At 60.8% G+C, this 24,104-nt stretch carries 16 protein-coding genes, 1 rRNA gene and 3 pseudogenes; 9 read left to right on the top strand and 11 right to left on the bottom strand.

All coding sequences use genetic code 11. From position 1 onward, the window contains the following. Positions 1–129 precede the first annotated feature (129 nt). A complete protein-coding gene (locus tag G7007_RS11050; RefSeq protein ID WP_165919289.1) occupies positions 130–1,527 on the bottom strand; it encodes a hypothetical protein in 1,398 nt (465 codons plus the stop codon). 80 nt (positions 1,528–1,607) lie between these two features. Then, positions 1,608–2,009: a hypothetical protein gene (locus G7007_RS11045; protein ID WP_177413055.1), complete on the bottom strand. Its 402-nt coding sequence runs from the start codon at positions 2,007–2,009 to the stop codon at positions 1,608–1,610. 314 nt (positions 2,010–2,323) lie between these two features. Here G7007_RS11045 and G7007_RS11040 point away from each other — a divergent pair, with 314 nt between their 5' ends. From G7007_RS11040 to G7007_RS11030, 3 genes and pseudogenes are all read left to right on the top strand, one after another. After that, on the top strand, positions 2,324–3,367 hold the full coding sequence (locus tag G7007_RS11040) for an AAA family ATPase (RefSeq protein ID WP_049696548.1): 1,044 nt from the start codon (positions 2,324–2,326) through the stop codon (positions 3,365–3,367). Continuing rightward, positions 3,331–5,805, top strand: a complete 2,475-nt coding sequence (locus tag G7007_RS11035; protein WP_128611064.1) for a S8 family peptidase — start codon at positions 3,331–3,333, stop codon at positions 5,803–5,805. The genes G7007_RS11040 and G7007_RS11035 overlap by 37 nt, the downstream gene beginning before the upstream one ends. A 170-nt stretch (positions 5,806–5,975) precedes the next feature. Further along, a pseudogene (locus tag G7007_RS11030) lies at positions 5,976–6,374 on the top strand (IS66 family transposase); the annotation flags it as partial. Between the two features lie 268 nt (positions 6,375–6,642). On the opposite strand, the gene G7007_RS11025 reads toward G7007_RS11030, so the two are convergent. After that, positions 6,643–7,095, bottom strand: a complete 453-nt coding sequence (locus tag G7007_RS11025; protein WP_049696550.1) for a hypothetical protein — start codon at positions 7,093–7,095, stop codon at positions 6,643–6,645. 85 nt (positions 7,096–7,180) lie between these two features. Between G7007_RS11025 and G7007_RS11020 the strand changes: the two genes are divergently transcribed. The 4 genes and pseudogenes from G7007_RS11020 to G7007_RS22510 all read left to right on the top strand — a co-directional run. Further along, a complete protein-coding gene (locus tag G7007_RS11020; protein ID WP_049696551.1) occupies positions 7,181–7,468 on the top strand; it encodes a helix-turn-helix domain-containing protein in 288 nt (95 codons plus the stop codon). Positions 7,469–7,789: 321 nt separating this feature from the next. Continuing rightward, positions 7,790–8,056: an antitoxin Xre/MbcA/ParS toxin-binding domain-containing protein gene (locus G7007_RS22515; RefSeq protein ID WP_080992911.1), complete on the top strand. Its 267-nt coding sequence runs from the start codon at positions 7,790–7,792 to the stop codon at positions 8,054–8,056. Between the two features lie 58 nt (positions 8,057–8,114). After that, positions 8,115–8,714 (top strand): DUF6088 family protein, encoded by a 600-nt coding sequence (locus tag G7007_RS11010; protein WP_080992912.1) that lies wholly within the window; start codon positions 8,115–8,117, stop codon positions 8,712–8,714. Further along, positions 8,715–8,864 (top strand): annotated as a pseudogene (locus tag G7007_RS22510) (IS3 family transposase); the annotation flags it as partial. Between the two features lie 74 nt (positions 8,865–8,938). Here the strand turns inward: G7007_RS22510 and gmtY are convergent. Then, positions 8,939–10,300, bottom strand: a complete 1,362-nt coding sequence (gene gmtY, locus G7007_RS11005) for a gamma-mobile-trio recombinase GmtY (protein WP_128611063.1) — start codon at positions 10,298–10,300, stop codon at positions 8,939–8,941. 114 nt (positions 10,301–10,414) lie between these two features. On the opposite strand from gmtY, the pseudogene G7007_RS11000 reads away from it, so the two are divergent. Further along, a pseudogene (locus tag G7007_RS11000) lies at positions 10,415–10,558 on the top strand (cupin domain-containing protein); the annotation flags it as partial. Positions 10,559–10,598: 40 nt separating this feature from the next. On the opposite strand, the gene mmsB reads toward G7007_RS11000, so the two are convergent. Next, positions 10,599–11,486, bottom strand: a complete 888-nt coding sequence (gene mmsB, locus G7007_RS10995) for a 3-hydroxyisobutyrate dehydrogenase (protein WP_181101741.1) — start codon at positions 11,484–11,486, stop codon at positions 10,599–10,601. 10 nt (positions 11,487–11,496) lie between these two features. Beyond that, positions 11,497–13,020 (bottom strand): CoA-acylating methylmalonate-semialdehyde dehydrogenase, encoded by a 1,524-nt coding sequence (locus tag G7007_RS10990; RefSeq protein WP_181101739.1) that lies wholly within the window; start codon positions 13,018–13,020, stop codon positions 11,497–11,499. A gap of 134 nt (positions 13,021–13,154) precedes the next feature. Here G7007_RS10990 and G7007_RS10985 point away from each other — a divergent pair, with 134 nt between their 5' ends. Further along, entirely contained in the window at positions 13,155–14,105 is a 951-nt protein-coding gene (locus G7007_RS10985; protein WP_181101736.1) for a LysR family transcriptional regulator, read from the top strand. Between the two features lie 48 nt (positions 14,106–14,153). Here the strand turns inward: G7007_RS10985 and G7007_RS10980 are convergent, their stop codons facing one another. The 5 genes from G7007_RS10980 to rrf all read right to left on the bottom strand — a co-directional run bounded on the left by G7007_RS10980 (position 14,154) and on the right by rrf (position 23,952). Then, positions 14,154–14,456: a transcriptional regulator gene (locus G7007_RS10980; protein ID WP_181101735.1), complete on the bottom strand. Its 303-nt coding sequence runs from the start codon at positions 14,454–14,456 to the stop codon at positions 14,154–14,156. Between the two features lie 25 nt (positions 14,457–14,481). Further along, positions 14,482–16,557, bottom strand: a complete 2,076-nt coding sequence (recD, locus tag G7007_RS10975; protein WP_181101733.1) for an exodeoxyribonuclease V subunit alpha — start codon at positions 16,555–16,557, stop codon at positions 14,482–14,484. Further along, positions 16,554–20,234: an exodeoxyribonuclease V subunit beta gene (gene recB, locus G7007_RS10970; RefSeq protein ID WP_181101730.1), complete on the bottom strand. Its 3,681-nt coding sequence runs from the start codon at positions 20,232–20,234 to the stop codon at positions 16,554–16,556. Before recB ends, recD begins: the two co-directional genes overlap by 4 nt. Beyond that, entirely contained in the window at positions 20,231–23,710 is a 3,480-nt protein-coding gene (recC, locus tag G7007_RS10965; RefSeq protein WP_258198551.1) for an exodeoxyribonuclease V subunit gamma, read from the bottom strand. The genes recB and recC overlap by 4 nt, the downstream gene beginning before the upstream one ends. 126 nt (positions 23,711–23,836) lie before the next feature. Continuing rightward, a 5S ribosomal RNA gene (rrf, locus tag G7007_RS10960) occupies positions 23,837–23,952 on the bottom strand. Positions 23,953–24,104 lie beyond the last annotated feature (152 nt).

Genomic DNA, 24,104 nt, shown 5'->3' with positions numbered 1-24,104 from the left:
TTACCCGAAGAGAGCTGACGCTTCAACGGTTGTGGATTGCGCAGGGGGCTCATGTCCTTCCCTTACTGGGTAGCTTGCTGAGTAATCCTCATCTACCTGCGTGGCAAAGATGCATCCACCCCGTCGCCGTCAGAGCTCGGGAGGACTGGCTGCTGTCAGTAACTCATCAAGTGACGGAACCTTAGCGTTAGCACTCAGGACGAGTGTCCTGGATCGGAGTATTGATACATCATAGAAAGATTCGCACTCGACTCTTCCATTCACTTCTCTCCAGTGGGTGACTTCTGGTATCAGCTCGTTAGGCACCGGATGTAATGCCATAGGGTTATGGAAGACCTCCACTTCAGCAGACCACGGCTCGTAGCCATACTGCGGCCAGAGCTGACCGTAATCGCTGGACGCTACATCCAACAAAAATGGGATACCTCGTGATGCACCTGGAGAACGGTCGAAAAACTCACCAAACCGCAAGTATCGGTACCCGTCTAGATGAGCTCCACCTGAAATCGGCACTCGGCTGAGCTTTGGGACTGTGCAGGCATTGGTGAAAATGACCGCTGAAAGATGGGCATTTTCCCTTAGCGTAAATAGGCCGTTGGGGCGCCCTGATAGCAGAGATGTCTCTTCCTCCACAGTTATCAGCTGCATTCCACGATGCGCAGATGAGTGAACTGAAAAGCCATAGAGATAGCTGATGAGCGACTCCCTGCTCCACAGCATTGAACTGGGTGCATGGAAATCGGCTAAGGCCAGAATGAGCGGCTTACCCTCCACGTGCGGTAGGGATTCGTAACGCTTGTCCAATTTGTTTTGCATGGTCCTCGCAAACCTTTCTGCAGCCGCTCCAAAGAAGCGCTCATGTCGGTCAGCTGGTGGGGGGACCGGCGAGGCGCCAAAATGCTCATACCGCTCTTCCGGGTTGGCTGTCACTGCTTCAACCCAGGCCTCACCTCCCAGCCTATTCTCGATATGAAAATCGGGTGATTCTTTAGGCTGGGTGACCAAGAGTCCCTGCTCACGAAAAATCGCTAATAGGTGGGCCTCCCAAAGGCGGGTGTGAAAATTCTCAGTCTGGCAATCGGGAACCCAATTTCTGTCTGGAGATGGCAGTGCGAGATACAGTTGATTGAGCGCCCACGCCCCAATACGGCGGCTTGGATCAAATAGTGATTTGAACACCACGCTTGGTGTGCGCTTACCCATTCTGCTTAAAGGAGCACGTCGTCGTTCGCCTGAGGGGAGTGGAAGCGGATGGGCTTGGGTATTGAGAAAATGGCTAATTGAGGCGCGGGCTTCGGACTCGCGAGCGGTGCACTCACCATGGCTGAGGAGCACCCACACGCTATCGACACGACGCCGTAAGGTGACTACTCCGAAGCTGCCGGACTGGATATTTCGGGTTAGAGCGGCACAAGAAAGTCCGTCCTCACTAAGCCATGCCCCTACTGGCGGGCTGTCTCCAAACCCCAACCCTCGTGGAAGCGACAAAGCGATTAGATCGAACATCGGCGCAGCAATTTCTTTCATTCACTGATCTCGGCAGCCGTGAAATGCATTCCTTCAATGCCTCGGAGCGTGCCCGCCGGCGATGGCATCGGTGGAGGTACCTATTGAAGGAGGGGGCTTTGCTCCACCAGGACGTCTCGGTTGGTGAAGATGGTCTCAATGGTTGCAGCCTCGGCAGCCACATGAGTCTTGCGCGTAATCTCTTCGAGGGCCAGTTCGAGCCGGTAGTCTTGGAAATACTCGTACAGCTTTTCAGAGCTCTCGGATATCTCCTCCCCACCATTCTTTGCGAACAAGATGTGGATGATCGCTGCGAGTGGGAGGGAGATGTCGAGATCCTTCTCTTCTGCATCCGACTCCGAGTTCAAACCGTCGAAATACCTCTCCAGATGATTCTGGAGCTCCTCAAGCCAGAACTGAGATAGGTTGCTAGGTAGGGTGCTTTCAGGCCCAGCCAAAAGGACTTCATCTCTGAATCGAGCCAGCAGATTGGGGTTTGCCATGGAGGACCTCACGATTAGATTTGAGAGCAACTGGTCAGCATAGTCCACCTCAAAATGACCACCTCCTTGACGCCTATCCTGGTGCTCCTGATCCTCAGACGAGGTCTGAATGGGGGCGATCCCTCAAACTCAAATCAGGACACCGCTCATAGGAATAGAGTCGTCTCCCTTGACTCTAACTGCTACCATGGTGGCATAACGTAATCCTGCTTTGGCGAGCAGGATGCGAGTCATTGAGTCCCTCCTATCCTGAGCACCGCGTCGTCGCCATAGCCACGGATTGGGCATTTTTTTGCAGAGATCAGGTAACAGAAATGGCCAGCGCCGAACAGCTCAAAGCGCTCGTGAAATCTCACATCGAACGGGATGACAGTCAGTTCTATTCCGTAGCGATGCAGGTTGCCGCACGCGAAGCTAAATCGGGCCATGGCAAGCTCGCGACCGATCTGCGCGACATGATCGATGCTGCTAAAAGCAGCGTGAGTCTTGAAGGTCGACGCAATAGCCCCACACCCCTTGCCAAGCCTCGCGGCGAAATGGCGGGCTTGCTGAGCGTTACCTACCCAAAAGATCGTTTCGTTGAAATGGTTCTCGACGACGCAGCATCAGCTCAGTTGCAACGAGTGCTGAAAGAGCAACGAATGTTTTCTCGTCTACGAGAGCATGGGCTTTCTCCTCGCAGGAAGGTGCTGTTGGTAGGCCCCCCAGGAACGGGTAAATCCATGACTGCATCCGCTCTTGCTGGTGAGCTCGGGGTACCGCTCTTTCTTGTCCGTTTGGACACGCTTATTACCAAGTTTATGGGTGAAACTGCGGCGAAGCTGAGGCAGGTTTTTGATGCCATAGCTGAAGTCCGTGGTGTCTATTTTTTTGATGAGTTCGACGCAATTGGTTCCCAGCGTGGAATGCCAAACGATGTTGGCGAGATACGCCGGGTACTCAATAGCTTTTTGATGATGATCGAAGAAGACCAGTCAAATAGCCTAATCATTGCCGCGACTAATCACCCCGAGATCCTTGACTACGCCTTATTTCGTCGTTTCGATGACGTCATCGAGTATCACTTACCGACTGCTGAACAAGCATCGAGTCTTATTCGTTCGCGGCTTGGACATTTCGCGCCTAAACCTTTTTCAACCAAGGCCATTGGGGAAAAGGCTGCAGGTTTGAGCTATGCCGAAATCCGGCGGGCGGTGGATGACGCTATCAAAGATGCCGTTATGCACGATGAAGAACGCGTCAAAGGACAGACGCTGGGCAAGGCATTGATGGACCGCCAACTGCTCAGCCAGAAATTGGCAAAACAACGTAGCAGCGAGCCATGCCGGACAAAAGAAACGCAAAGCGTGAACACTTAATACTGCCAAAAAATTCTAAGCCGAGAGATTTCACGGCACATGCCTCTAAGGGTGGCGTAAAACCGCAGATCCCAGATTTGCCAAGGCAGCAGCATGGTGCGTCACTTCAGCATCAACTGCACGCATTGAAGCCAATGGCCGAAGCAGCTAAGAACTTTCAACAGGGGATAGATGTTGAAAGCGGCTTGGGCTTGCAAATCCAGTTCGTCGGTCAGCCCGATGTGGAAATGGCTTTCCAAAGCCTTGGTGATGAGCGCAAGAAAATCGAACTCCTCAGCGTACGCCAAGAGGGAGACCAGACCATTGCCAACGTCTTCGTCCCCGATGGCAAGCTTGACCACTTTGAGAGGATCGTTACGGAGTACCTTCAGGAGAAGAAGGACAAGAATGGTAATCCCCGAGACCACCGTAACCTAGTCAACACGATCGAATCGATTCGCAACGCCGAGTTGGAAGCGTTATGGACAGACGATCCAGATTTGCTGCCGGACGACAAATCAAAAGAGTTTTGGTGGGAGGTGTGGCTTCCGGTACGAGGTGCGCGCCAGGCCGTTATTAACGATTTCACTAAGATCGTCGAAGGTAGTGGATGCGTAGTCAGCGAAGCACGAGCTGATTTTCCCGAACGAACTGTGGTGCTGATGAAAGGTTCCCAGCGCCAATTCTCGCAATCGGTGATGGGGCTCAACTGTGTCGCTGAGCTTCGTCGAGCCAAAGAAACCGCAGACAGCTTCGATGACTTGGCCAATGAAGAGCAAATCGAATGGCTGGATGAATTGGTTGCGAGAACTGATTTCCCAGCAGTCAATCGTCACGCTCCCAGGATTTGTTTGCTGGATTCTGGTGTCAATCGCGCCCACCCCTTGCTCAGTCGACTGATCGAGGAAGAGGATACTCACACCGTTAACCCTCAGTGGGGTAAGCACGATGAGGAGAACCACGGCACCGGCATGGCAGCCCTCGCAGCCTATGGCGATCTTACCGACTGCCTATCATCACTTGAACGTGTGAGCATTCATCATCGGCTTGAGTCGGTGAAGCTTCTTCCAAGCCATGGGGCGAACGAGGGGAACGCACTGCTTCATGCATCTCTTTTTGCTGAAGGGGTGGCGCGACCAGAAATTAGCCACGCGGATCGATCCAGGGTCTTTAATTCAGCAGTTAGCGCCGAGGACTATCGTGACCGCGGTCGCCCATCCTCCTGGTCTTCAAAGCTGGATAGCCTGGCTGCGGATGCCGATAACGAAGGTGAGTTCCCCAGGCTGTTTATCCAATCGGCCGGGAACATTCGCGACATCAACGCTTGGATGCTTTATCCCGCGAGCTTGAGCACCAACCTGATCCATGATCCGGGGCAGGCTTGGAACGCTCTGACAGTGGGTGCCTGTACCCGTAAAATGGACACGAGACCCACTGCCTATGAACCAATAGCGCAAGAGGGTGGGCTCAGCCCCTTCACCACAACCTCTGCTACGTGGGAAAGTGCCTGGCCATTGAAACCGGACGTGGTTTTTGAGGGGGGCAATGCTGCCAAGGACCGATATGGCGCAGCCGGGATGGCGAGCCTTAATTTGCTCACCGCCAAGAATGAGTTCGAGGCAAGACGATTCTGTACCTTTAACGCTACGAGCGCAGCGTCGGCATTGTGCTCTCGTATGGCGGCCCAAATTCTGGTTCAGTATCCGACCTTGCGTCCAGAGACAGTCCGCGCCCTGATTGTTCACTCAGCGGATTGGTCGGAAGCTATGCGCGACGCTTATCTTCCTGCTCGCCCAGTGAAATCGGACTACGTAAACCTCATTCGACATGCCGGCTGGGGAGAGCCGAGTCTTGAGCGTGCTCTTTGGAGTGCGAGCAACTCTCTGACTTTGGTGGTGGAAGATCAGCTCTATCCTTATAAGAAAGGTAAGGGGAAGATCGATACGAAGGAGATGAACCTCCACAACATCCCGTGGCCAAAGGACGAGCTTGAAGCTCTACAAGGTGCTGAGGTGGAGATGAAGGTCACCCTTTCGTATTTCGTCGAGCCGAATCCCTCTGCTCGCGGCTCCGCGTCCAAATATCACTACCCATCGCACCGCCTACGATTCGATGTTAAGCGGCCTTTGGAAGGTCCTGATGATTTTGTGGGGCGCGTAAATGCGGCTGCTGAGCAAGTGAATGAAGGGATGGCGCCGAAGGATCCCGACTGGCTCCTCGGGGGCCAATACAGGCACAAAGGGTCCATTCACCAAGACATTTGGAAAGGCACTGCTGCTGATCTCGCAAGCCGTGGCTTGCTGGCTGTGTTTCCTGGAATGGGTTGGTGGAGAACCCGGCCTAATCTCAACCGGTACGCGCTCCCCGCTCGTTACAGTCTGATCATCTCTATCAAAACCCCGGAGGCGGAGGTCGATCTGTATACCGCGGTCGAAAACAAGCTAGCAATCCTGGTGTAAAGATCGTTGAAGCGACTCACTGCTCCCGCCTCACAATAGAGATAAGGTCAATTTTTCTGAGAGAGCGGTAGGCGATTATCAGTTATTTTGTGAATTTCGCATGGCCGATTCACAGAGGAAGTGGCAGTTTTTCCCAGTTTACTGAACACCTAATGTCACCTTTTTTGTGAACCTACAGGGCCTACGCTTGGGCCTGGGCCTACAGCACGACACCGTTTTCGGCGCTCAAAGTCGTGGTGTACGACTTCAGCCCAAGCCGTGCCGGTGAACATGCACGCAATTTCCTGGGCGACTGGAACGGCAAGCTGGTTTGCGATGATTTCGCTGGTTACAAAGCTGGTTTTGAGCAAGGCATCGCTGAAACCGGCTGCATGGCTCATGCACGTCGCAAGTTTTTCGATCTGCACGTAGCTAACAAAAGTCAGCTGGCCGAACAAGCGCTGTACTCGATCAGCGACTTGTAAGAGGTCGAGCGCCAAGCGCGTGACATGAGTGATGAGGATCGCGGGCGAATACGTCAGGAAATGGCGACGCCGATCCTCAAAACAATGCATAACTGGATGTTGGCCTAGCGCGACCTGGTGCCCATTGGGTCAGCCACGGCCAAAGCCCATGGGCGATTCACGCAACCAGTTGACTGCTGAGCGAAAACCTCCGTAGCTTAGCGACAGGAGATCAAAGAGTGAGGACGAAAAATACAGAAACTCGTCTCCGTTATGATGATACTGCTTAGAGGTACCATATACTCTTAGCTAGGGGAATGACGCTAAAGCACTCGCTTTGCCTTCAAAGCAGTCGTAAGAATCGTAACGACAAATAAAATGCACGCCCCTTAACTCATCCACCCACGCGCAGATCGCGATCAGCCGAAAAAATAATCTCTGTGACCTTGAGGTTCTCTCGATGAGGCGAGTGATGAATGCTGTAGCAGGCCCCGCCTACTACCTTATAGATATAGCCCTCTTCCGTCCCTGAGGCGTCTTCAGCAATGCTCACTTCCTGAAGCGGTTCCATCACCCAGTCTTTCCCACCTCTCATGTGGCCAGGAGACATCAGATGTGCCTGCGCGATCCATGAGCAGTCATCAAGCTCCGAAAGCATCTGTTTAAGTATCGGTACCGTAGGGATCATCAGCATGCTGCCCACGATGTCATCACCATAATCGCGCACGAGCTCCACGTAAAACCATGGGTAGTGCAGCTCCAGCTCAATAAATTTCCAGCGGCGACTGGAAGGTTCTCCGAAAATGTCGGCTGAGCTGAGTTCAGCGTGCCTGTAGGTCTTGAACATCGAAAAATCCTCAAAATATTAACAATAGTTAATGGATGTCCGACGTTCAAGACGGCTTCATCATTCCTTTTGTAGGAATGAAAAAATGGAACTGAAACAGGCATTTGGGAAAGCAATGAGGCAGCTCAGAAAATCCCGCAACCTTAACCAAGAAGATTTCGGTGGCCACAGCAGCCAAACCTACCTCAGCCAACTGGAAGCCGGAGGAAAAGGCCCTACCCTCGAAATGGTGCATGGGCTCGCCTCTGCCATGAATGTCCATCCTTTGACGATCTTGACCCAGTGCTACCTTTTTATGGACAAGGATGCCACTCTGGATTCAATCATTCAGCGCGTTCGTGAGGAGCTCAGCGTGACGCCATCGGACCGATGAGGATGGGCATCTGCACCCTTCAGCATGGGCTGAGATGTCCTGTCTGATGCAACCAAATTCTGCGCTTCCTGACCCATTGGCTGGGTTGCGCCTGGGCCCTACCTATGAGGGAAAGGAGAGACATTGAAAGGCCGGCGGAAGGTAAAGACTGAGAAGTGGCGTATCAAGTCGGAACAGGAAGGCAGCGCCCAAGAGCTTCTGCGAGGGCGGGCACAGACGCGAGGAAGGTTCCTCGATATAGCCGCACAAGCCGGCAAGAGAATGGAACCCGTTGGCCGACTAGCCGGTTGAGAGATACGCTTTCACATTTGAGGTGTGCAAATGAACGATCCTCAGATACTAGCGCTTTGCCCCAGTTCACCGCTGGGATGCTGGAGCATCGTCCACCGATGCTACAAAGGAAGGTGCGAGCAAATCTTGCACCTGGCGACGCGAGTGCTTGGCAGTCGAGTGCTCGCCGCGCAATGGCTATACAAACCAGCGATCGGGCTAAGTCATCAGGTACCTTGCATCATCCTGATAAGTCGATCGGGCTATCAGCAAGTGGTGACACTTCTAGAACGAATTGAACACGGCGTCTACGCTTAACGCCGCAAGGTTCCATGCCAGAGGACCTGTCCACTACTCGTCTGACATAGGTTTAGCTGTGTCTATCGCAGAGTCTATATCGAACCGAATCAAGCGTATGCCTAAGGGAAGGCCCTTTGTTAGAGCCGTATTCGAGCGAGCCGGCTCTCGCTCCGCGGTAAACAAAGCTCTTTCTCGAATGGTGCTCAGGGGTTCCCTGGAGCGCGTTGCCCGCGGCGTTTACATGCGTCCCAAGCACAGCCAATACACGGGTAAAAGGGTTCGAGCCAACCCGCTTTCTGTATTGGAAGCCGTCGCTAGGGCAAGAGGCGAGACTATCCAGATCCATGGTGCAGAAGCTGTTCGTCGACTGGGGCTGAGTGTTCAGATGCAGGTCCTGCCTACTTACTACACCAGCGGGACGACACGTGAGATCAAGATCGGTAACGCGGTTGTTAGGCTGCGCCATGCGTCTCGCCAACGACTCCAGCAAGCTGGAACGCCAATAGGGACGGCCCTGACCGCTTTTTGGTATCTCGGAGAAAATGGGGTGGATGAGCAGGTCGCGAGCAAGATTGTCAGCTCGCTCAGCGCTGAAGAGTTCAAAAGGCTCATGGAATGCAAAATGCCTAAGTGGATGCGCTCAGCACTGGCCAACTACGCTCGAAATGTGAACTGAAAAATTCTGAACCGGGAGCGAATCCGACGAAAAATCTACGCAACGCATTACGAAGGCCGGAGTTGTATTTTCGATTACATGGAGATACTCATAAACGCCGGTGCGGCATATATTATGCAACTGTTGCCAGTAGAGCACGAGAAACGCTAGATCATGAACTTAGAGAGCACCGAGGAAACCAGTGGCGACTCTAACCTAAATTACTCCAGTAGACTCCGCATACCTTAATCGCCACTATCTGCATCGAGATACTTGTATGCCATTTTCGATTCAAGAGCAGCCAGAGTTGCGCGAACCTGCGTTGATTTTGGCTGAGTATATACTCCACTTGATTCAATAGACGAGTGATGCATAGCTGACTTAATCGTAAGATCCGTGGCTCCGTCTGCGGCAAGTCGCTGCCCATAGGAATGCCTGTGTCCATGAGGGGTAGTACCTAACATTTTCTCACTGATCAACCCAATGCGCTTTACAGCCGCTCTATGTGCTTTCCTGTAGGCGGTATGTGAATACGGCTGCCCAAGCTTGTTAGTGAATGCATAAGGATGCTCTTGACCTAATGCAGGTTTCACTCTGTGCATGCAATGATATTCACTCCACAACTTCGCAAATACTTCTGCCTTGAATGCGGGATGAAAGAAAACTTCAAAACTCATGCGCTGACGATCAGTAAACGCCCTACCCTTCGCACCCAAAAACAAAGAATCCTGCGATTTGACCAGTAGATTTCTAGGAATCAGCCCATACTTGTCACGCAGAAATGCTTGACGCTTCATCCGTTTTTTTCCAGGCGCTAATCCGAGTTGAGGATGATAAATTCGAACGACAACTTCACCTTTCTCAACTGTGACATCATCGCACCACAAGCTCAACGCCTCAGATAACCTTAGCCCGCCATAATGCATGAGCATAGTGATTAAGATATCTCTAATACTGTATACATTTTTCCGAAGCTTGAACCCCTGCGCAAGAAAGGCATCAATCGATTCTTCGGGAAAATCTTTTGCAGGCTCTAGATCAAAGCCTATCATTGAAGTAGACCTGACCTCCCTACTCATTGAAAAATCAGGTGGCTTTATCCAAAGATGCGAAAGAAAAGCATTATTCTTCCGATGGACGTAAGCTGCCCAATTAAGTTTTTCCTCAGCACGATTCGCTTTGCGCCAAGTATTTAAAACCAGTCCAGAATCTTCATTTAGCGCAGCCAGCCAGTCTGAAAATTGAGTAATCGCGGAAATAATCTTGGAGGCATCATCTGGCTGTCTTGGCTCCCACCACAACTCAGACGGATCGCACCCCCGCTCCACGGTACCACTATACAGTGAATTGGAAAACGATCTAAACAGCATTTGGGGAGAATCAAAAAACTGATGATTAGCTTCTACATATTCCAACAACAGCTGCACAGCAAAGGTCGCACTATCTTGCCATGACCTGCTCTTACGCCCATTCAAGTACATATAGTGAGCAAAATCCTTAAGTATCCCTTCGTCTGTAATGATTACAGGCAACACCGGTCGAAAACCAGTTGCATCCAATCTCAGCACTCTGTACTCACGATGGGATCGTTCGAAGAAAACAGGCATTTTGCTGACTCCGGAGATCAATGCAGTTGGCGACTTTCGTTTTCACAGCATAGCTGAGCTCGGTCCAGCAGAGAGGTAGGCCAAATTTTTTTGGGACTATAGCTTGGGTTAACCTTCCTCGACGGCTACTGCATCATCACGCCCGAAGGCGAGGCGCCCAAGCACCTCAAGGCCGGTGACGTGTTCGTCATCGAGCCGGGGATGAAAGGCACCTGGGAAGTGGTCGAGACCGTGCGCAAGTACTTCGTCTTCGCCTGATCGAGTCGGCGGGTCGTACGCACGAGCGACCCGCTCGGCCTCAGGACGACGCGCGATAGCTTTCGATGATCGCGGAGAAGTCCTTGCCGCCCTCCCCGCGCTGGCTCATGGCCTGGTACAGCTGCTGCGCCAGCGCGCCCATCATCACCGGTTGCCGGGCCTGCCGGGCCGCCTCGGTCGCCAGGCCCAGGTCCTTGAGCATCAGGTCGGCGCCGAAGCCACCGGTATAGCCACGCGATGCCGGCGCGGTCTCGACGATGCCGGGCCACGGGTTGTACGCCTCGGAACTCCAGCAGCGCCCGGTGGAGCTGTTGATGATCCCGGCCAGCACCTGCAGGTCGATCCCCAGCGCGCTGCCCAGCGCCATGGCTTCCGACACGCCGATCATGGAAATGCCCAGCAGCAGGTTGTTGCAGATCTTGGCGATCTGCCCAGTGCCGACCTCGCCACAGTGCACCACGTTGCGCCCCATTACCGCCAGCACTGGCTTGAGGGTGTCGAACAAGGCCGGACTGGCACCGACCATGAAGGTCAAGGTGCCCGCCGCAGCCCCGCCGGTACCGCCGGACACGGGCGCATCGCCCAGCTCGACGCCTTGGGCAGCAGCGGCCTTGGACACTTCGCGCGCGGTCTGCGGGTCGATGGTGCTGCAATCGAGCGCCGGTGTGCCCGGACGGATGCCGGCCAGCACGCCGTCTTCGCCCAGGTAGACGCTGCGCACATGCGCCGCGGCCGGCAGCATGGTGATGACCAGCTCGGCGGTCGAGGCCGCCGCCTTGGGCGAGGCGCTTACCTGGCCGCCGAATTCGGCCAATGCGTCCAGCACCTGCCGATTGAGGTCGAACAGCATCAGCGCGTGCCCCGCGGCCAGCAGGTTGCGGGCCATGGGCGCGCCCATGTTGCCCAAGCCGATGAATGCGATACGCATGATGAACTCCTCAACGCAGGCTGATGGTGGTGTTGACGCCGCTCACGCTGTCGTCGTCGAACCAGCGGGCGGTGACCGTCTTGGTCTGGGTGTAGAACTGCACCACCTGCTTGCCATACGGCCCCAGGTCGCCCAGCTTCGAGCCGCGCGAGCCGGTGAAACTGAAGAACGGCACGGGGACCGGAATCGGGATGTTGATGCCCACCTGGCCGACGTCGATACGGTTCTGGAACGTCCGCGCCGCCGCGCCGCTCTGGGTGAACAGCCCGGTGCCGTTGCCGAACGGGTTGCGGTTGACCAGCGCGATGGCCTCCTTGAGGGTGTCGACCTCCAGCACCACCAGCACCGGGCCGAAGATTTCTTCGGTGTAGATGCGCATGTCGGTGGTCACGCCAGAGAACAGCGTCGGGCCGACGAAGTTGCCGTCCTCGTAGCCTGGCACCTCGACGTGGCGACCGTCGAGTTCGAGCACGGCGCCCTCGTCCAGGCCGCTTTCGATCAGGCTCAGCACACGGGCCTTGGCCTTGCGCGAGATCAGCGGGCCGACATCGGTGCCCGGCTCGCTGCCGGCATTGACCGTGAGCTGGCGCGCCGCCGCGACCAGGTCCGGCAGCCAGTCGCGAGCCGAGCCGACCAGTACCACCACCGAGGTGGCCATGCAGCGCTGCCCGGCAGCGCCGAAGGCCGCACCGACCAGTGCATTGACAGTCTGCTGGCGGTTGGCGTCGGGCAACACCACGGCGTGGTTCTTCGCGCCCATCATCGACTGCACCCGCTTGCCGTGACGGCCCGCCAGATCGTACACGTGGGTGCCGACGGCCGTGGAGCCGACGAACGACACCGCCTTGACGCTTGGGTGGGTGCACAACCGGTCCACCACCTGCTTGCCACCGTGCACCACGTTGAGCACCCCTGGCGGCACACCGGCCTCCAGCGCCAGCTCGACCAGCATCAGCGTGGACAGCGGGTCCTGCTCGGAAGGCTTGAGCACGAAGGTGTTGCCGCAGACGATCGCCATCGGAAACATCCACAGCGGGATCATCGCCGGAAAGTTGAACGGCGTGATGCCGACACAGACGCCGATGGGCTGACGCAGCGTGTAGGTGTCCACGCCACCGGCGACGTTCTCGGCGAATTCGCCCATCTGCAGCGAGCCGATCGAGGCGGCATGTTCCACCACCTCCAGCCCGCGGAAGATGTCGCCTTCGGCATCGGCCAGGGTCTTGCCCTGCTCGGCACTGAGGGTCGCGGCGATGCGCGGGCTGTGCTCGCGGATCAGCGCCTGCAGCTTGAGCATGATGCGCGTGCGCGCGCCGATCGGCGTGTCGCGCCAGCCGGCATAGGCGCGCTGGGCCGCATCGATGGCCGCGTCGACTTCGTCGGGCGTGGCGAACGGCACGCGGGCCAGGACCTGCTGGGTGGCCGGGTTGACCACGTCGTGCCATTCGCTCGCCTGGGACTCGACCCAGCGGCCTTCGATCAGCAGACGGGCCTGGTGGACCTGGGTCCGCTCGGCGGTCAGGGGTGCATTCATGGGCGCTCTCCTTGGTGTTGTTCTGGGCGCGTGATGGCCGGCGTCGGGCAGTGCACGAACGCTTGGGGCCTGGGGTGGATTGGAGTATAGATAGGCAAATATCCGACATGCCCTGACAAAAAAGCCGGTCGATCATGCAAAAAGACCCTACTGCCCTCGGCACCTTGAACTGGGACGACCTGAAGTTCTTCCTCGAGGTGGCGCGCACCCGCAAGGCCAGCCGCGCCGCGCAGCGCCTGGGGGTCGACTACACCACCGTCTCCCGGCGCATCGCCTCGCTGGAGCGCAGCCTGGGCACCTTGCTGTACGAGAAGTCCCGCGCCAACGGCTTTACCCTCACCGCCGAAGGGCAACGCCTGCTGGGCTTCGCCGAAACCCTGGAAAGCACGCTGCATGCGGCCTGCGAGCAAGTCTCAGGGTCCGGCATGGCGTTGTCCGGCCACATTCGCATGGGCTGCACCGAAGGCTTCGGCAGTTTCTTCGTCACCCCGCAACTGAGCCATTTCGTCGAGCAGTATCCGGCCATTTCGGTGGACATCCTGCCGCTGCCGCACTTCATCAGCCTGTCCAAGCGCGAGGCCGACCTGGTCATCGCCCTCGAACGCCCGGAGCATGGTCCTTACGTCTGCTGTCGGTTGTGCGACTACCGGCTGCGGCTGTACGCGACCCAGGCCTACTTGGACGCCCATGCACCGATCACTTGCGTCGCGGACCTGGCCCGGCACCGCTTCATCAGCTACGTCGATGACCTGGCCTTCAGTGCCGAGCTGCTGTACCTGAACCACCTGATTCCCGATGCCAACGTGCACCTGCGCAGCACCAGCGTGGTGGCCCAGTACACCGCGACGCTGCAGGGGCACGGCCTGGCGATCCTGCCGTGCTTCCTGGCGGCGCAGGATCCACGGCTGGTGGCGCTGTTGCCGGACGAGGTGGTGATCGACCGGCAGTTCTGGATGTATTGCCGGGAGGACTTGAGGAAGCTCAAGCGGATCACGCTGCTGTGGGACTACATCCGGCAGGTGACGGAGTTGAATGCGCCGCTGTTGCGGGGGGAGACGCGTGAGATGCGCGTTGCCGAGGGGTAAGCCTGCCGGATCGCTCGCTGTTCCGATCACCGGGCGACGGGCGCCCTCTTACGTCAGACCCTGTGCTTGCTTGCCGGTAGAGACCGTCAAGGTCATGCCCAGGCGACGCAGCACGGCCAGGAAGGTGTCCAACGGTAGCTCGGCGTGAGCCGGCACATGCGCCAGGGCTGCGGTCACGGCCTCGGCCGCCGACGGGTCGCTCTGGCGGGCCTTGGCCCGCGCCGCCACGTCCAGGGCCTGGATCAGGTGGCCGATGTCCTCGGTCTCCAACGCATCGGACAGAAATGCAGCCAGGGCCTCGGGGGTCTCCAGCGCTTCGGCAGGGTCGTACGGGTGAAGGCGTTCGGTCATCGTCTGAGACTCCTGCGTCATGGCGTCAGCACTGCTCCAGCATCAGTCCGGAAATGCGCCTGACCTTGCGGGTCACGGCCTCTTCGAAGATGCCCTGGCGCGGTTCGATCAAGCTGAAGCACTGCTTGGCCCGGGTGATACCGGTATAGACCAGTTCCTTGGTCAGCACCGGGTTGAGCACGTCGGGCAGCACCAGGGCGGTGTGGACGAACTCCGAGCCCTGGGACTTGTGCACGGTCATGGCGAACACGGTCTCGACGTCGTTGAGGCGGCTGGGCAGCACGAAGCGGATGCCGCCCTGCCCGTCGTTGCGGGCGAAGGCCACGCGCAGGATGGGTTCGCCCTGCTCATCGGGCAGGCGCAGGGCGATGCCGATGTCGCCGTTCATCAGGCCCAGGCCGTAGTCGTTGCGGGTCACCAGCACGGGCCGCCCTTCGTACCAGAGCTGCTGGTTGTCGATCAGGCCGGCGCGGTGCAGCACCGCCGCGACGCGCTGGTTGAGGCCTTCGACACCCCAGGGGCCGCGCCTGACCGCGCACAGCAACTGGAAGCTCTCGAACTGGCGCAGCACTTCGCCGGCCCAGGCGGTCCAGCGGGGATCGTCCCAGGGCGTGTGCGGCGGCGGGCGACGGCGGCCCAGCTGGTTCAGGTACAGCCGGTAACCCTGCGGCCCGTCCGGGCCTTGCTCGAGCCCGTCGAGCAGCAAGCGGTCGAAGGCGCGGTCCTGTTCGCCGCGCACGGTCAGGCAGAACAGGTCGTGTGCGCCCTGGGTGAGCAGCGCGCGTGCCGGCCCGGCCTGCTGGCGGTTGACGCACCGGGCCAGTTGGCCGATGCCGCTGCCTTCGCCGAAGCGCCGGGAATGGCGCAGCATGACCAACTGCTGCGCCAGCGGATGCCGCTCGGCGCTACCGACCTGCAAGCCGGCTTCACTCAGGGCCTCGCCACTGACCCGGTGCAGCCAGTCGAGGGTCGCGGGCGAATAGAAGCCCTCCTCGGCCTCCCGGCACAGATCGCCCAGCACCGCGCCGGCTTCCACCGAAGCGAGCTGGTCCTTGTCCCCGAGCAGCACCAGGCGAGCCTGGGGCGGCATGGCGTCGAGCAGGTTGGCCATCATTTCCAGGTCGATCATCGAGGCTTCGTCGACCACCAGCACGTCCAGCGGCAGACGGTTGCCGGCGTGGTGCCGGAAATGCCGCGACCCTGGTCGACTGCCGAGCAACCGGTGCACGGTGCTGACGTCGGTGGGAATGTGCTCGCGCACCGCGGCGTCCACGTCCAGGCGTTCGACCTGCTGGCCGATGGACTCGGTCAGGCGGGCGGCCGCCTTGCCGGTCGGTGCGGCCAGGCGGATGCGCAGCGGGCGGCCCTGCTCCACCGCCGGGGCTTGCAGCAGCGCCAGCAGACGCACCACCGTGGTGGTCTTGCCAGTACCGGGGCCGCCGGTGATGATGCTGAACGCGGCCCGGGTAGCCAGGGCGCAGGCCAGTTTCTGCCAGTCGATCTGCCCGGAGGGCGCGCCGTCGGCGAACAGCCGCGCCAGGTCCGTCGCCAGCCCCGGTGGCAGGTGCTCCTCCACACGCAGGCGCTCGCGCAGGGCCTGGTCGATACGCCGCTCGTAATGCCAGTAACGGCGCAGGTACAAGCGCTGGTGACGCACCACCAGCGGACGCTCGCGGTGCGTGGGGGCGTCGCCGTCGGCCACCAGGGTGCTGTCGCGCAAGCGCTGCAGCCAGGTCGCTGCATCCAGCGTGCCGAGCAGTTGCGACGGCAGCAGCAGGGGCCCGGCCAAGGCATCACCTTCCGGTGGCAGCGACAGGGCGAAGTCCGGCTCTTCGAGGGTCTGGGGCAGGTCCAGGCAGACATGCCCATGGCCCAGCTGGTGGCTGGCCAGGGCAGCGGCCAGCAGCACCAGCGGGTCGCAGCCGGGCTCCAGGGTGGCCAGAAAGCCGACGAAGGCACGGTCCAGGGGCCGCAGCCAGCCGCGCTCGACCCAGCGATCGAGCAGCACCTGCAGGTCTTCGCTGCGCTGCAAGGGCGCCAGGGCGGCCAGGTGCGAGGCCTGCAGCGGCGTGGGGAGCAGGTCACTCAAGGTGCGCTTCATGGCAGGTCATCCTGGAACAGATCGGTCTGGTGCGGGCGATAGATCCCCTGGAACAAGGCGTCCAGCTGCTCGATCAGCGCGCGCGGCGGCTTGACGAAATACACGCCCTGGCTTGGCGCGTCCAGGCCGCGCAGGAACAGGAAGATCGCACCGCCGACGTCCCGGTCGTAGTCGTAATCCGGCAATCGCGCGCGCAGCTGACGGTGCAGGGCCAGCAGGTAGAGCACGTACTGCAGGTCGTAGCGGTGCTCGAGCACGACCTGCTCCATGGCCGCCTGGCTGTAGGCGGCGTCGTCGGGGCCGAGCCAGTTGGACTTGTAGTCGACCACGTAGTACTGGCCCTCGTGCTCGAAGGCCAGGTCGATGAAGCCTTTGAACATGCCGTTGAGCCGTGACGACTCGATGGCCAGGCGCGGCCTGCCGGCATGCACGTGCTGGCCGACCAGGTAATCGAGGGTGGACACCTCGACCTGGTGGCTGGCGAACCAGAATTCCATCTCGATCTGGTACTGACTCAGCGCGCTCAGGGCCACGGGCGGCTGGTCGGGCGCCAGCGGCATGGGCTGGACCAGTAGGCGCTGCAACCACTGGGTCAGGGTCGGGATCCAGCCGGTCCAGTCGCGGCGGTTGCAGCGCTGGCCGACGGTGCGCCCGATCTGCTCGGGATCGGCACTGACCTCGGCGAAGCCCTGGCGGCCGGCCCACTCCAGCAAGCCGTGGAGGAAGGTGCCAGGGTTGGGCCCTCGCGGGAAACGGTGAATGTCGCCACTGTCAGCCGCCACGCTGCGCGGCTGCACGTCGGCGCGTTCATCGTCGAGCAGTTGCTGGGCGAGCGAGGTGTCGGCGGTCAGCTCGAGCGCCTGGGTGCCGACGCGCAAGGCGCTGTAGGAGGCGATCCACCAGGCCTCGGCCGCAGACCGGCGCGGACGGCGGGCGGCGCTCACCTCGCTGCGTTCGGCCCGACCGGCATAGCGCCGGGCATCGGCCTCGGGCGGTGCCATGACGGCGAGCGCCTCGGTCTCGCCGCGCAGGTTTGCCAGCCAGTCGCCCAACGCCGCGGAGGATGGCAAAGGCTCGCCGCCACCCAGCAGGTAGCCGACCCCCGATAGGTGCAGGCGCGACGCCTTGCTGGCGCCGCGCTTGAGGTCGGCGACCCCCAGCCAGCAGGCATGCTGGGCACGGGTCAGCGCCACGTAGAGCAGGCGCAGGTCTTCGGCCAGACGCTCGTCGTCGGCGCGGGCGATCTGTTCGCGATCCGGGGTCAGGGTCAGGTGCGCCTGACCTTCGTCGTCATGCCAGATCAGCGGCAGGCGCTGGCCGTCCACCGGCTTGCTGGTGCAGACGAAAGGCAGGTAGACCAGCGGGTACTCCAGCCCTTTGGACTTGTGGATGGTCACCACCTTGACTAGGTGCTCGTCGCTTTCCAGCCGCAGGATCTGCTCTTCGCCGGCCTGGCCCGAGTTGACCAGCTGCTCGGCAAGATGACGAATCAACGCCTGCTCGCCGTCCAGCTCGGTGGCCGCCTGCTGCAGCAGCTCGGCCAGGTGCAGCAGGTTGGTCAACACCCGCTCGCCGTCGCTGCGCCCGAACAGCGTGCGCGGCAGGGCGAAGTCGTGCAACAGCCGGCGCAGCATCGGCAGCACGCCTTGCAGGCGCCACAGGTGACGGTACTGGCGGAACTGCATGACCCAGCGCTCCCAGATCCGTTCGTCACGGTTGAGCGCTTCCAGGGCGTCCAGGCCCAGGTTCAGGGTCGGGCTGGCGAGGGCGGCCTTGAGCAGGCGCTCCACGTCCGGCTCGGCGCAGGCCTTGAGCCAGGCCAGCAGGTCACGCGCCTCCTGGGCGGCGAACACCGAATCCTTGTCCGACAGGTAGACGCTGCGCACATCGCGCGCGGCCAGGTGTTCGCGCACGATCTGCGCTTCGCGCCCGTCGCGCACCAGGATGGCGATGTCCGACGGCTGACAGGGCCTGAGCGTGCCATCGGCCGTCTCGAAGCCGGTACGTCCGGCCAGGGCGCCGGTCAGCAGCGACACCACATGGCTGGCGCAGCTGGCCGCCATGGCCTGACGGTACTGGGTGCCCGACACCGGCTCGTCGCTGCCGAGGTGCCACACCTGCAGGGCGGGCGTGCCCTCCCCGTCGATCAGCAGGCGCTCGTCGCGCCCCTTGGCGTTGACCTCGAGGAAGGGCAGCGGGTTGTACGCGCCGCGGCGGAACAGGAAGGCGCCGCGCCCCTGCTCGCGCTGCTCGGCTTGCTGGAACACCCGATTGACCGCGCTGACCATCGCCTGGCTGGAGCGAAAGTTGGTGTCCAGGCTGTGCAACCGGCCGGCCGTGGCCAGGCGCGCGGCCAGGTAGGTGTGGATGTCGGCACCGCGAAAGGCGTAGATCGCCTGCTTGGGGTCGCCGATCATGAACAGGCCGGTGGCCGGGCGGTTGTCGGCGATGTGGTAGATGCGCTCGAAGATGCCGTACTGCACCGGATCGGTGTCCTGGAACTCGTCGATCATGGCCACCGGGAACTGCTCGCGGATCAGCGTCGCCAGGCGCTCGCCGGCCTCGCCCTGCAAGGCCTGGCGCAGGCGCAGCAGCATGTCGTCGAAGCCCATTTCGGCACGTCGGCGCTTCTCCGCCTCGAAGCGCTGGATCACCCAGGCGGCGGCATGCTCCAGCAGACAGGCATCGGGCGCCGGCAGACGTTCGAGCTGGGCGGCCAGGGTCTCCATGGCCTCCAGGCCAGGGTGCTCCGGCGGCATGCCGCTCTTCCAGGCTTCGGCCAGGCCGTCGCGGGTCAGCCGGGTGAAACCGGTCTTGAGGTCCAGCTCCACGGCGTGCTCGTCGCCAGCCCACTGCTTGAGCCTCTCGAACCAGGGCTCGAAGTAGCGGGCCTGCAGCAGCTTGCCGTTGACCTGCTTGGCGGCGGTGGCGTCGCGGCAGATCTGCAGCAGTTCGTCGGCCCATTGCCGCCACGGTGCCTTGAGCGCCGCCAGTTGTTCGGCACGCTGGCGCAGGACGGCGTCGATCAGTTGCTGCGGTTCCTCCTCGCGGCTGTCGATGCTGCGTCGGCCGAACAGCGGGCGGACCTTGCCCAGCAGCGCATCCGGGCTGCCCCAATGGCCGCGCACCCAGGCCAGGGCCTCGCCGCTCATGGCATAGCAGAAGCGACGCCAGTAATCGCGCATCACCTGGGCCAGCAGTTCGCTGTGGTCGGTCTCCAGGTTCTGGGTGAACAGGCTGCCGCTGTCGAAGGCATGCTCGCGCAGCATGCGTTGGCACCAGCCATGGATCGTCGAGATGGCCGCTTCGTCCATCCACTGCACGGCGATATCCAGGCGGCTGGCGCAGCGCGGCCAGGCCTCGGCCGGGTAGTCGTCGCGCAACTGGCGCAGCAGCGGGTCGGCCTCTTGCACATCGCCGCGGAAGAACCGCGCCGCTTCGGCCAGCCGGGTGCGGATGCGCTCGCGCAACTCCTTGGTCGCCGCATCGGTGAAGGTCACCACGAGGATCTGCGGCGGCAATAGCTCGCCAGTGAACCCTTGCTCGCCACCATGACCCAGGACCAGGCGCAGGTAGAGCGCGGAAATGGTGAAGGTCTTGCCGGTCCCGGCGCTCGCTTCGATCAGTTGGCTGCCGTGCAGAGGAAAGCGCAGGGCCAGGGGACGCACCTGAGTCATGCCATGTCGTCCTTGCCGAAGGTCTGCCAATCCGCGGTGTAGAGCGGTCGGTACAAGGTTTCGCACCAGCCGGTGAAGGTCTCGTCCTCAGCCAGCGCGGCAAAATCCGGGAACTGCCGTGACAGCGCCAGGTGCTCGGCGCGCTCGCCCGCACTGTTCTGACCATCGCCTTCGTACGCCTTGGCGGCCGCCGCCCAAGCCTTGTCCGGGTCGTCCTGGGACAGCCAGGCGAAGGCGGTCTTGGCCGCGACCGGCAGCGGCGCGCTCATGCCAGCCTGGCGCGCCAGCAACAGTTCGCCGAGCCGCTCGCGCGCTTCGTCGACCGGCAAGGGCGCCAGCAGCAAGGTGACATCGGCGGCCACCACGGCGCTGTGCAGCCGCAGCCCCGAGGCCGCTGCGGCCAGGTGGAGCGTCCAGGTGGCGATGAGACGGTGCCATTTCAGGCTGGCCTTGCCCGCCTGCAAGGTGTTGGGCACCGTGCTGATGCTCAGCAGGCTGCCGTCCATGGCTTGGTAGGCACGTCCCAGCCAGCCCTCGAGACGCAGCCCGGCGTGGGCGAAGCGCAGCGGCAAGGCCTGCTGGAGGTCGTCGGGCCAACGCTGCAGCAACTGCCGGTAGCGGTGCAGGATACCCGGCAGCGGCTCGACCAGTTCGGCTTGCAGGCATTCGCCGAAACCGGCCAGGGGCAGCAGACCGCTGGCTTGCAGCCGCTTGGCACCGCGCTCGAGGACCTGCTCGGCGCGCGCCGGCTCGACCAGCGCCGCGTTCAGGAGGGTTTCGCTGAGCACATAGCGTTGCAGACCGTCCAGGGTGAAGGGTTCCTCGTCGGCGATGGGATCCTCGAAGGTCTCGAAGAACACCTTCAGCCGTTGACTGAAGAAGTGCCGGACCGGGTGGCGCAGGAAATCCTGCAGTTGCGCCAGGCTCAAGGGTTCGTCGCTGACGTGGGCCTGGAGTGCGTCCGCCCTGGGCAAGGCGACGGTCTCGGCCTGATGCAGCGCGTGCCATTCCTGGGCGAAGCTGAACAGCGCGCCGTCCTTCTGGTAGTAGCGCCGACTGAACGGCTGCAACGGATGTTCCTGGGTCAACGCCTCGACCAGTTGGGTGCCGCTGTCCTCGAGCGCGTCCGGCGCGGACGATGCCAGTCGCCAGCCGCTGGCCAGGTGGTCACGCAGCTGGCCGATCAATACCGAGGACGGCCGCTCGCTGTTGTCGCGGATGCTGCGCCCGACCCAACTGACGTACAAGCGCTCCTGAGCCGAGAGCAAGGCTTCGAGCAGCAGGTAGCGATCGTCCTCGCGGCGCGAACGGTCACCGGGTCGGTAGTCCGAGGCCATCAGGTCGAAATCCAGCGGCGGTTGTGCACGTGGGTAATCGCCATCGTTCATGCCCAACAGGCAGACGATACGGAACGGAATCGCGCGCATGGGCATGAGCGTGCAGAAATTCACCGAGCCGGCCAGGAACCGCTGCGACAGCTTGCCGTCGTCGAGCCCGGCCAACCAGGCTTCGCGCACGACGGTCAAGGGCAGCTCATCCTGCAGGCCGACCGATTCGCAGGTCTGCAGCCAGGTTTCGCGCAGGGTCTGCAACTGCACCAGCAGGTAATCGTCGTGTTCGTCCTGGGCCAGGAAGAACACCTGCAGCAAGGCGTTCAAGCGCTCGCCCCACTCGGTGGCGGTGGCAGGTTGCGAGAGGCTGTACAAGGCGACATCCAACGCGTCGAGCAAGGCCACCAGCGGGCCGATCAGGGTGGCGTCGAGCCCACCGATTTCATCGAACGGCTCGATGTCGTCCCAGCCTTCGCCATTGCCTACCGCGTAACCCAGCAACATGCGCCGCAGGCCGAAACGCCAACTGTTCTGCTCCAACCCTTCCGGCAGACCGAGCGAGGCGCGCTGTACGGCGTCCAGCCCCCAGCGGATGCCGGCGCCTTCGATCCAGCGATGCAAGGTGGGCAGGTCGCCCTCCTGGATACCGAAACGCGCGCGCAGCGCCGGTACGTCCAGCAGGTCCAGCACTTCGCTGACCGCAAAGCGGCTGTCGGGCAGCTTGAGCAGGTGTTCGAGGGCGATCAGCAACGGGTCGCGGCCGCGCTGGCCCTGGTCGGTCAGGGTGAAGGGGATGTAGCGCGGATCCGTACGGTCGATCTGGCCGAAGACTGCGCGTACGTGGGGCGCGTAGGTGTTGATGTCCGGCAGCATGACGATGATGTCGCGCGGGCGCAGTGTGGGGTCGTGACTGAAGGCATCCAGCAGTTGATCATGCAGGATCTCCACTTCGCGCTGGGGGCTGTGGGCCACGTGAAAGCGGATGGAGGCATCCGTGCGCGGGTCGACGGCTGGCCAGAGGTCCCGGGTCTCCGTCAGGGGGCGCAGTTCGAGGATGTCGTCCTGCAATTGATTCAACAACGTCTGGGTGCCTGCCTCGCTGAACAGATCGATGCGACCTTCGCTGAAGATGCCCTGATAGACGCTGGGATCATCGTGGCTGTCGAGCAGGCTGATGTAGTCGCGCCCTTGCTTGCCCCAGGCCGCGAGCAAAGGATGCGCATGCTGGTGCATGGCCTCGGGGTCGAGATCCTGGGGCATGCCCTGCTTGCGCTGTTGGCGTTTGTAGTGATGCCGTAGCAGGTCCTTGTCGGCGACGATGTCGGCCCAGTGGTGGCGGCAGGGATTGTGCACGCACAGCAGCACCTGGCTGAACCGCGAGAGCGCCGCGAGCGCTTCGAGTACCTGGGCGGGCAAGGAAGAGATGCCGAACACGATGACCCGTGACGGCAACCCCTTGGGGGGGGCCTCCAGAGCCTCCATGCGCCGCATGAACCGCAGATGCACCCCGGCACGGCTCTGCGCCATGCCCTGCTCGCCCACATCGTCGAGCAGCGCCTTCCACAGTTCGGCTTGCCAGCAATTACCCGGCGGCAGCGGTTTGCGCTCGTCACGTGCGGAGTGCAGAACGTGTTTGCCTTGAGACCAATCGTCGAGCCAGTCGGCCCGGTAGACCTGGTACTGGTCGAACAGGTCGGCCAGCCGTTCGGCCAGTTGATAACGCTTGCGCAGGTCATCGTCGTCGGTCAGGAAACGCCGCAGCGGCTCGAAATGCGGGCGCTCGATCAAGGCGGGCAACAGGCGCATGAGCCGCCAGGTGAGCGGTCCCTTGTCGAGCAGCGACACCTCCGGGATCTCTTCGCGACCCATGACCTTGCGGTACAACTGCCAGATGAAGCTGCCCGGCAGTTGAACATCGATGGCGGCAGCGATGCCACAGCCGCCCTGGTCGTCGTCCAAGGGGTCTTCGGCCAGGGCCAGCTTCAGCCACTGGGCGATGCCGTTGCTTTGCACCAGGGCAATTTCGTTTTCCAGGGGAGCGAGCGGCATCCGGCGCATCCAGCTGACGACCAGGCTGCGCAAGTCGTCCAGCCGGTTGCCGTGGACGATCATGAAGCCAGGTTGCGGGCGGACGGTGGTGGGCATCGGGTCATCCTGGTGAAGCAGACGGGCGAAAGAGAAACCTTACCATGGGGACAGCGTGCATTTTTTCTACACGCGCAAAGACAAAACCCCTACCTGCATGCGCAGATAGGGGTTTTGCGAAATGAATCTTGGCGATGACCTACTCTCACATGGGGAAACCCCACACTACCATCGGCGATGCATCGTTTCACTGCTGAGTTCGGGAAGGGATCAGGTGGTTCCAATGCTCTATGGTCGCCAAGAAATTCGGTAGCCGGACCGTCGTATGACAGGCCAGCAGATTCGGATATGTGATCTTTGTGTGTTCGCGAACTTTCGGTTCGTGTGTCTTCACACCCAACCTGCGCCTGGCAGATTGCTTGGGTGTTATATGGTCAAGCCTCACGGGCAATTA

The sequence above is a fragment of the Pseudomonas entomophila genome (assembly GCF_013523125.1).
Taxonomy (GTDB): Bacteria; Pseudomonadota; Gammaproteobacteria; order Pseudomonadales; family Pseudomonadaceae; genus Aquipseudomonas; species Aquipseudomonas entomophila_B.
This window is presented reverse-complemented; position numbering and strand designations above follow the sequence as displayed.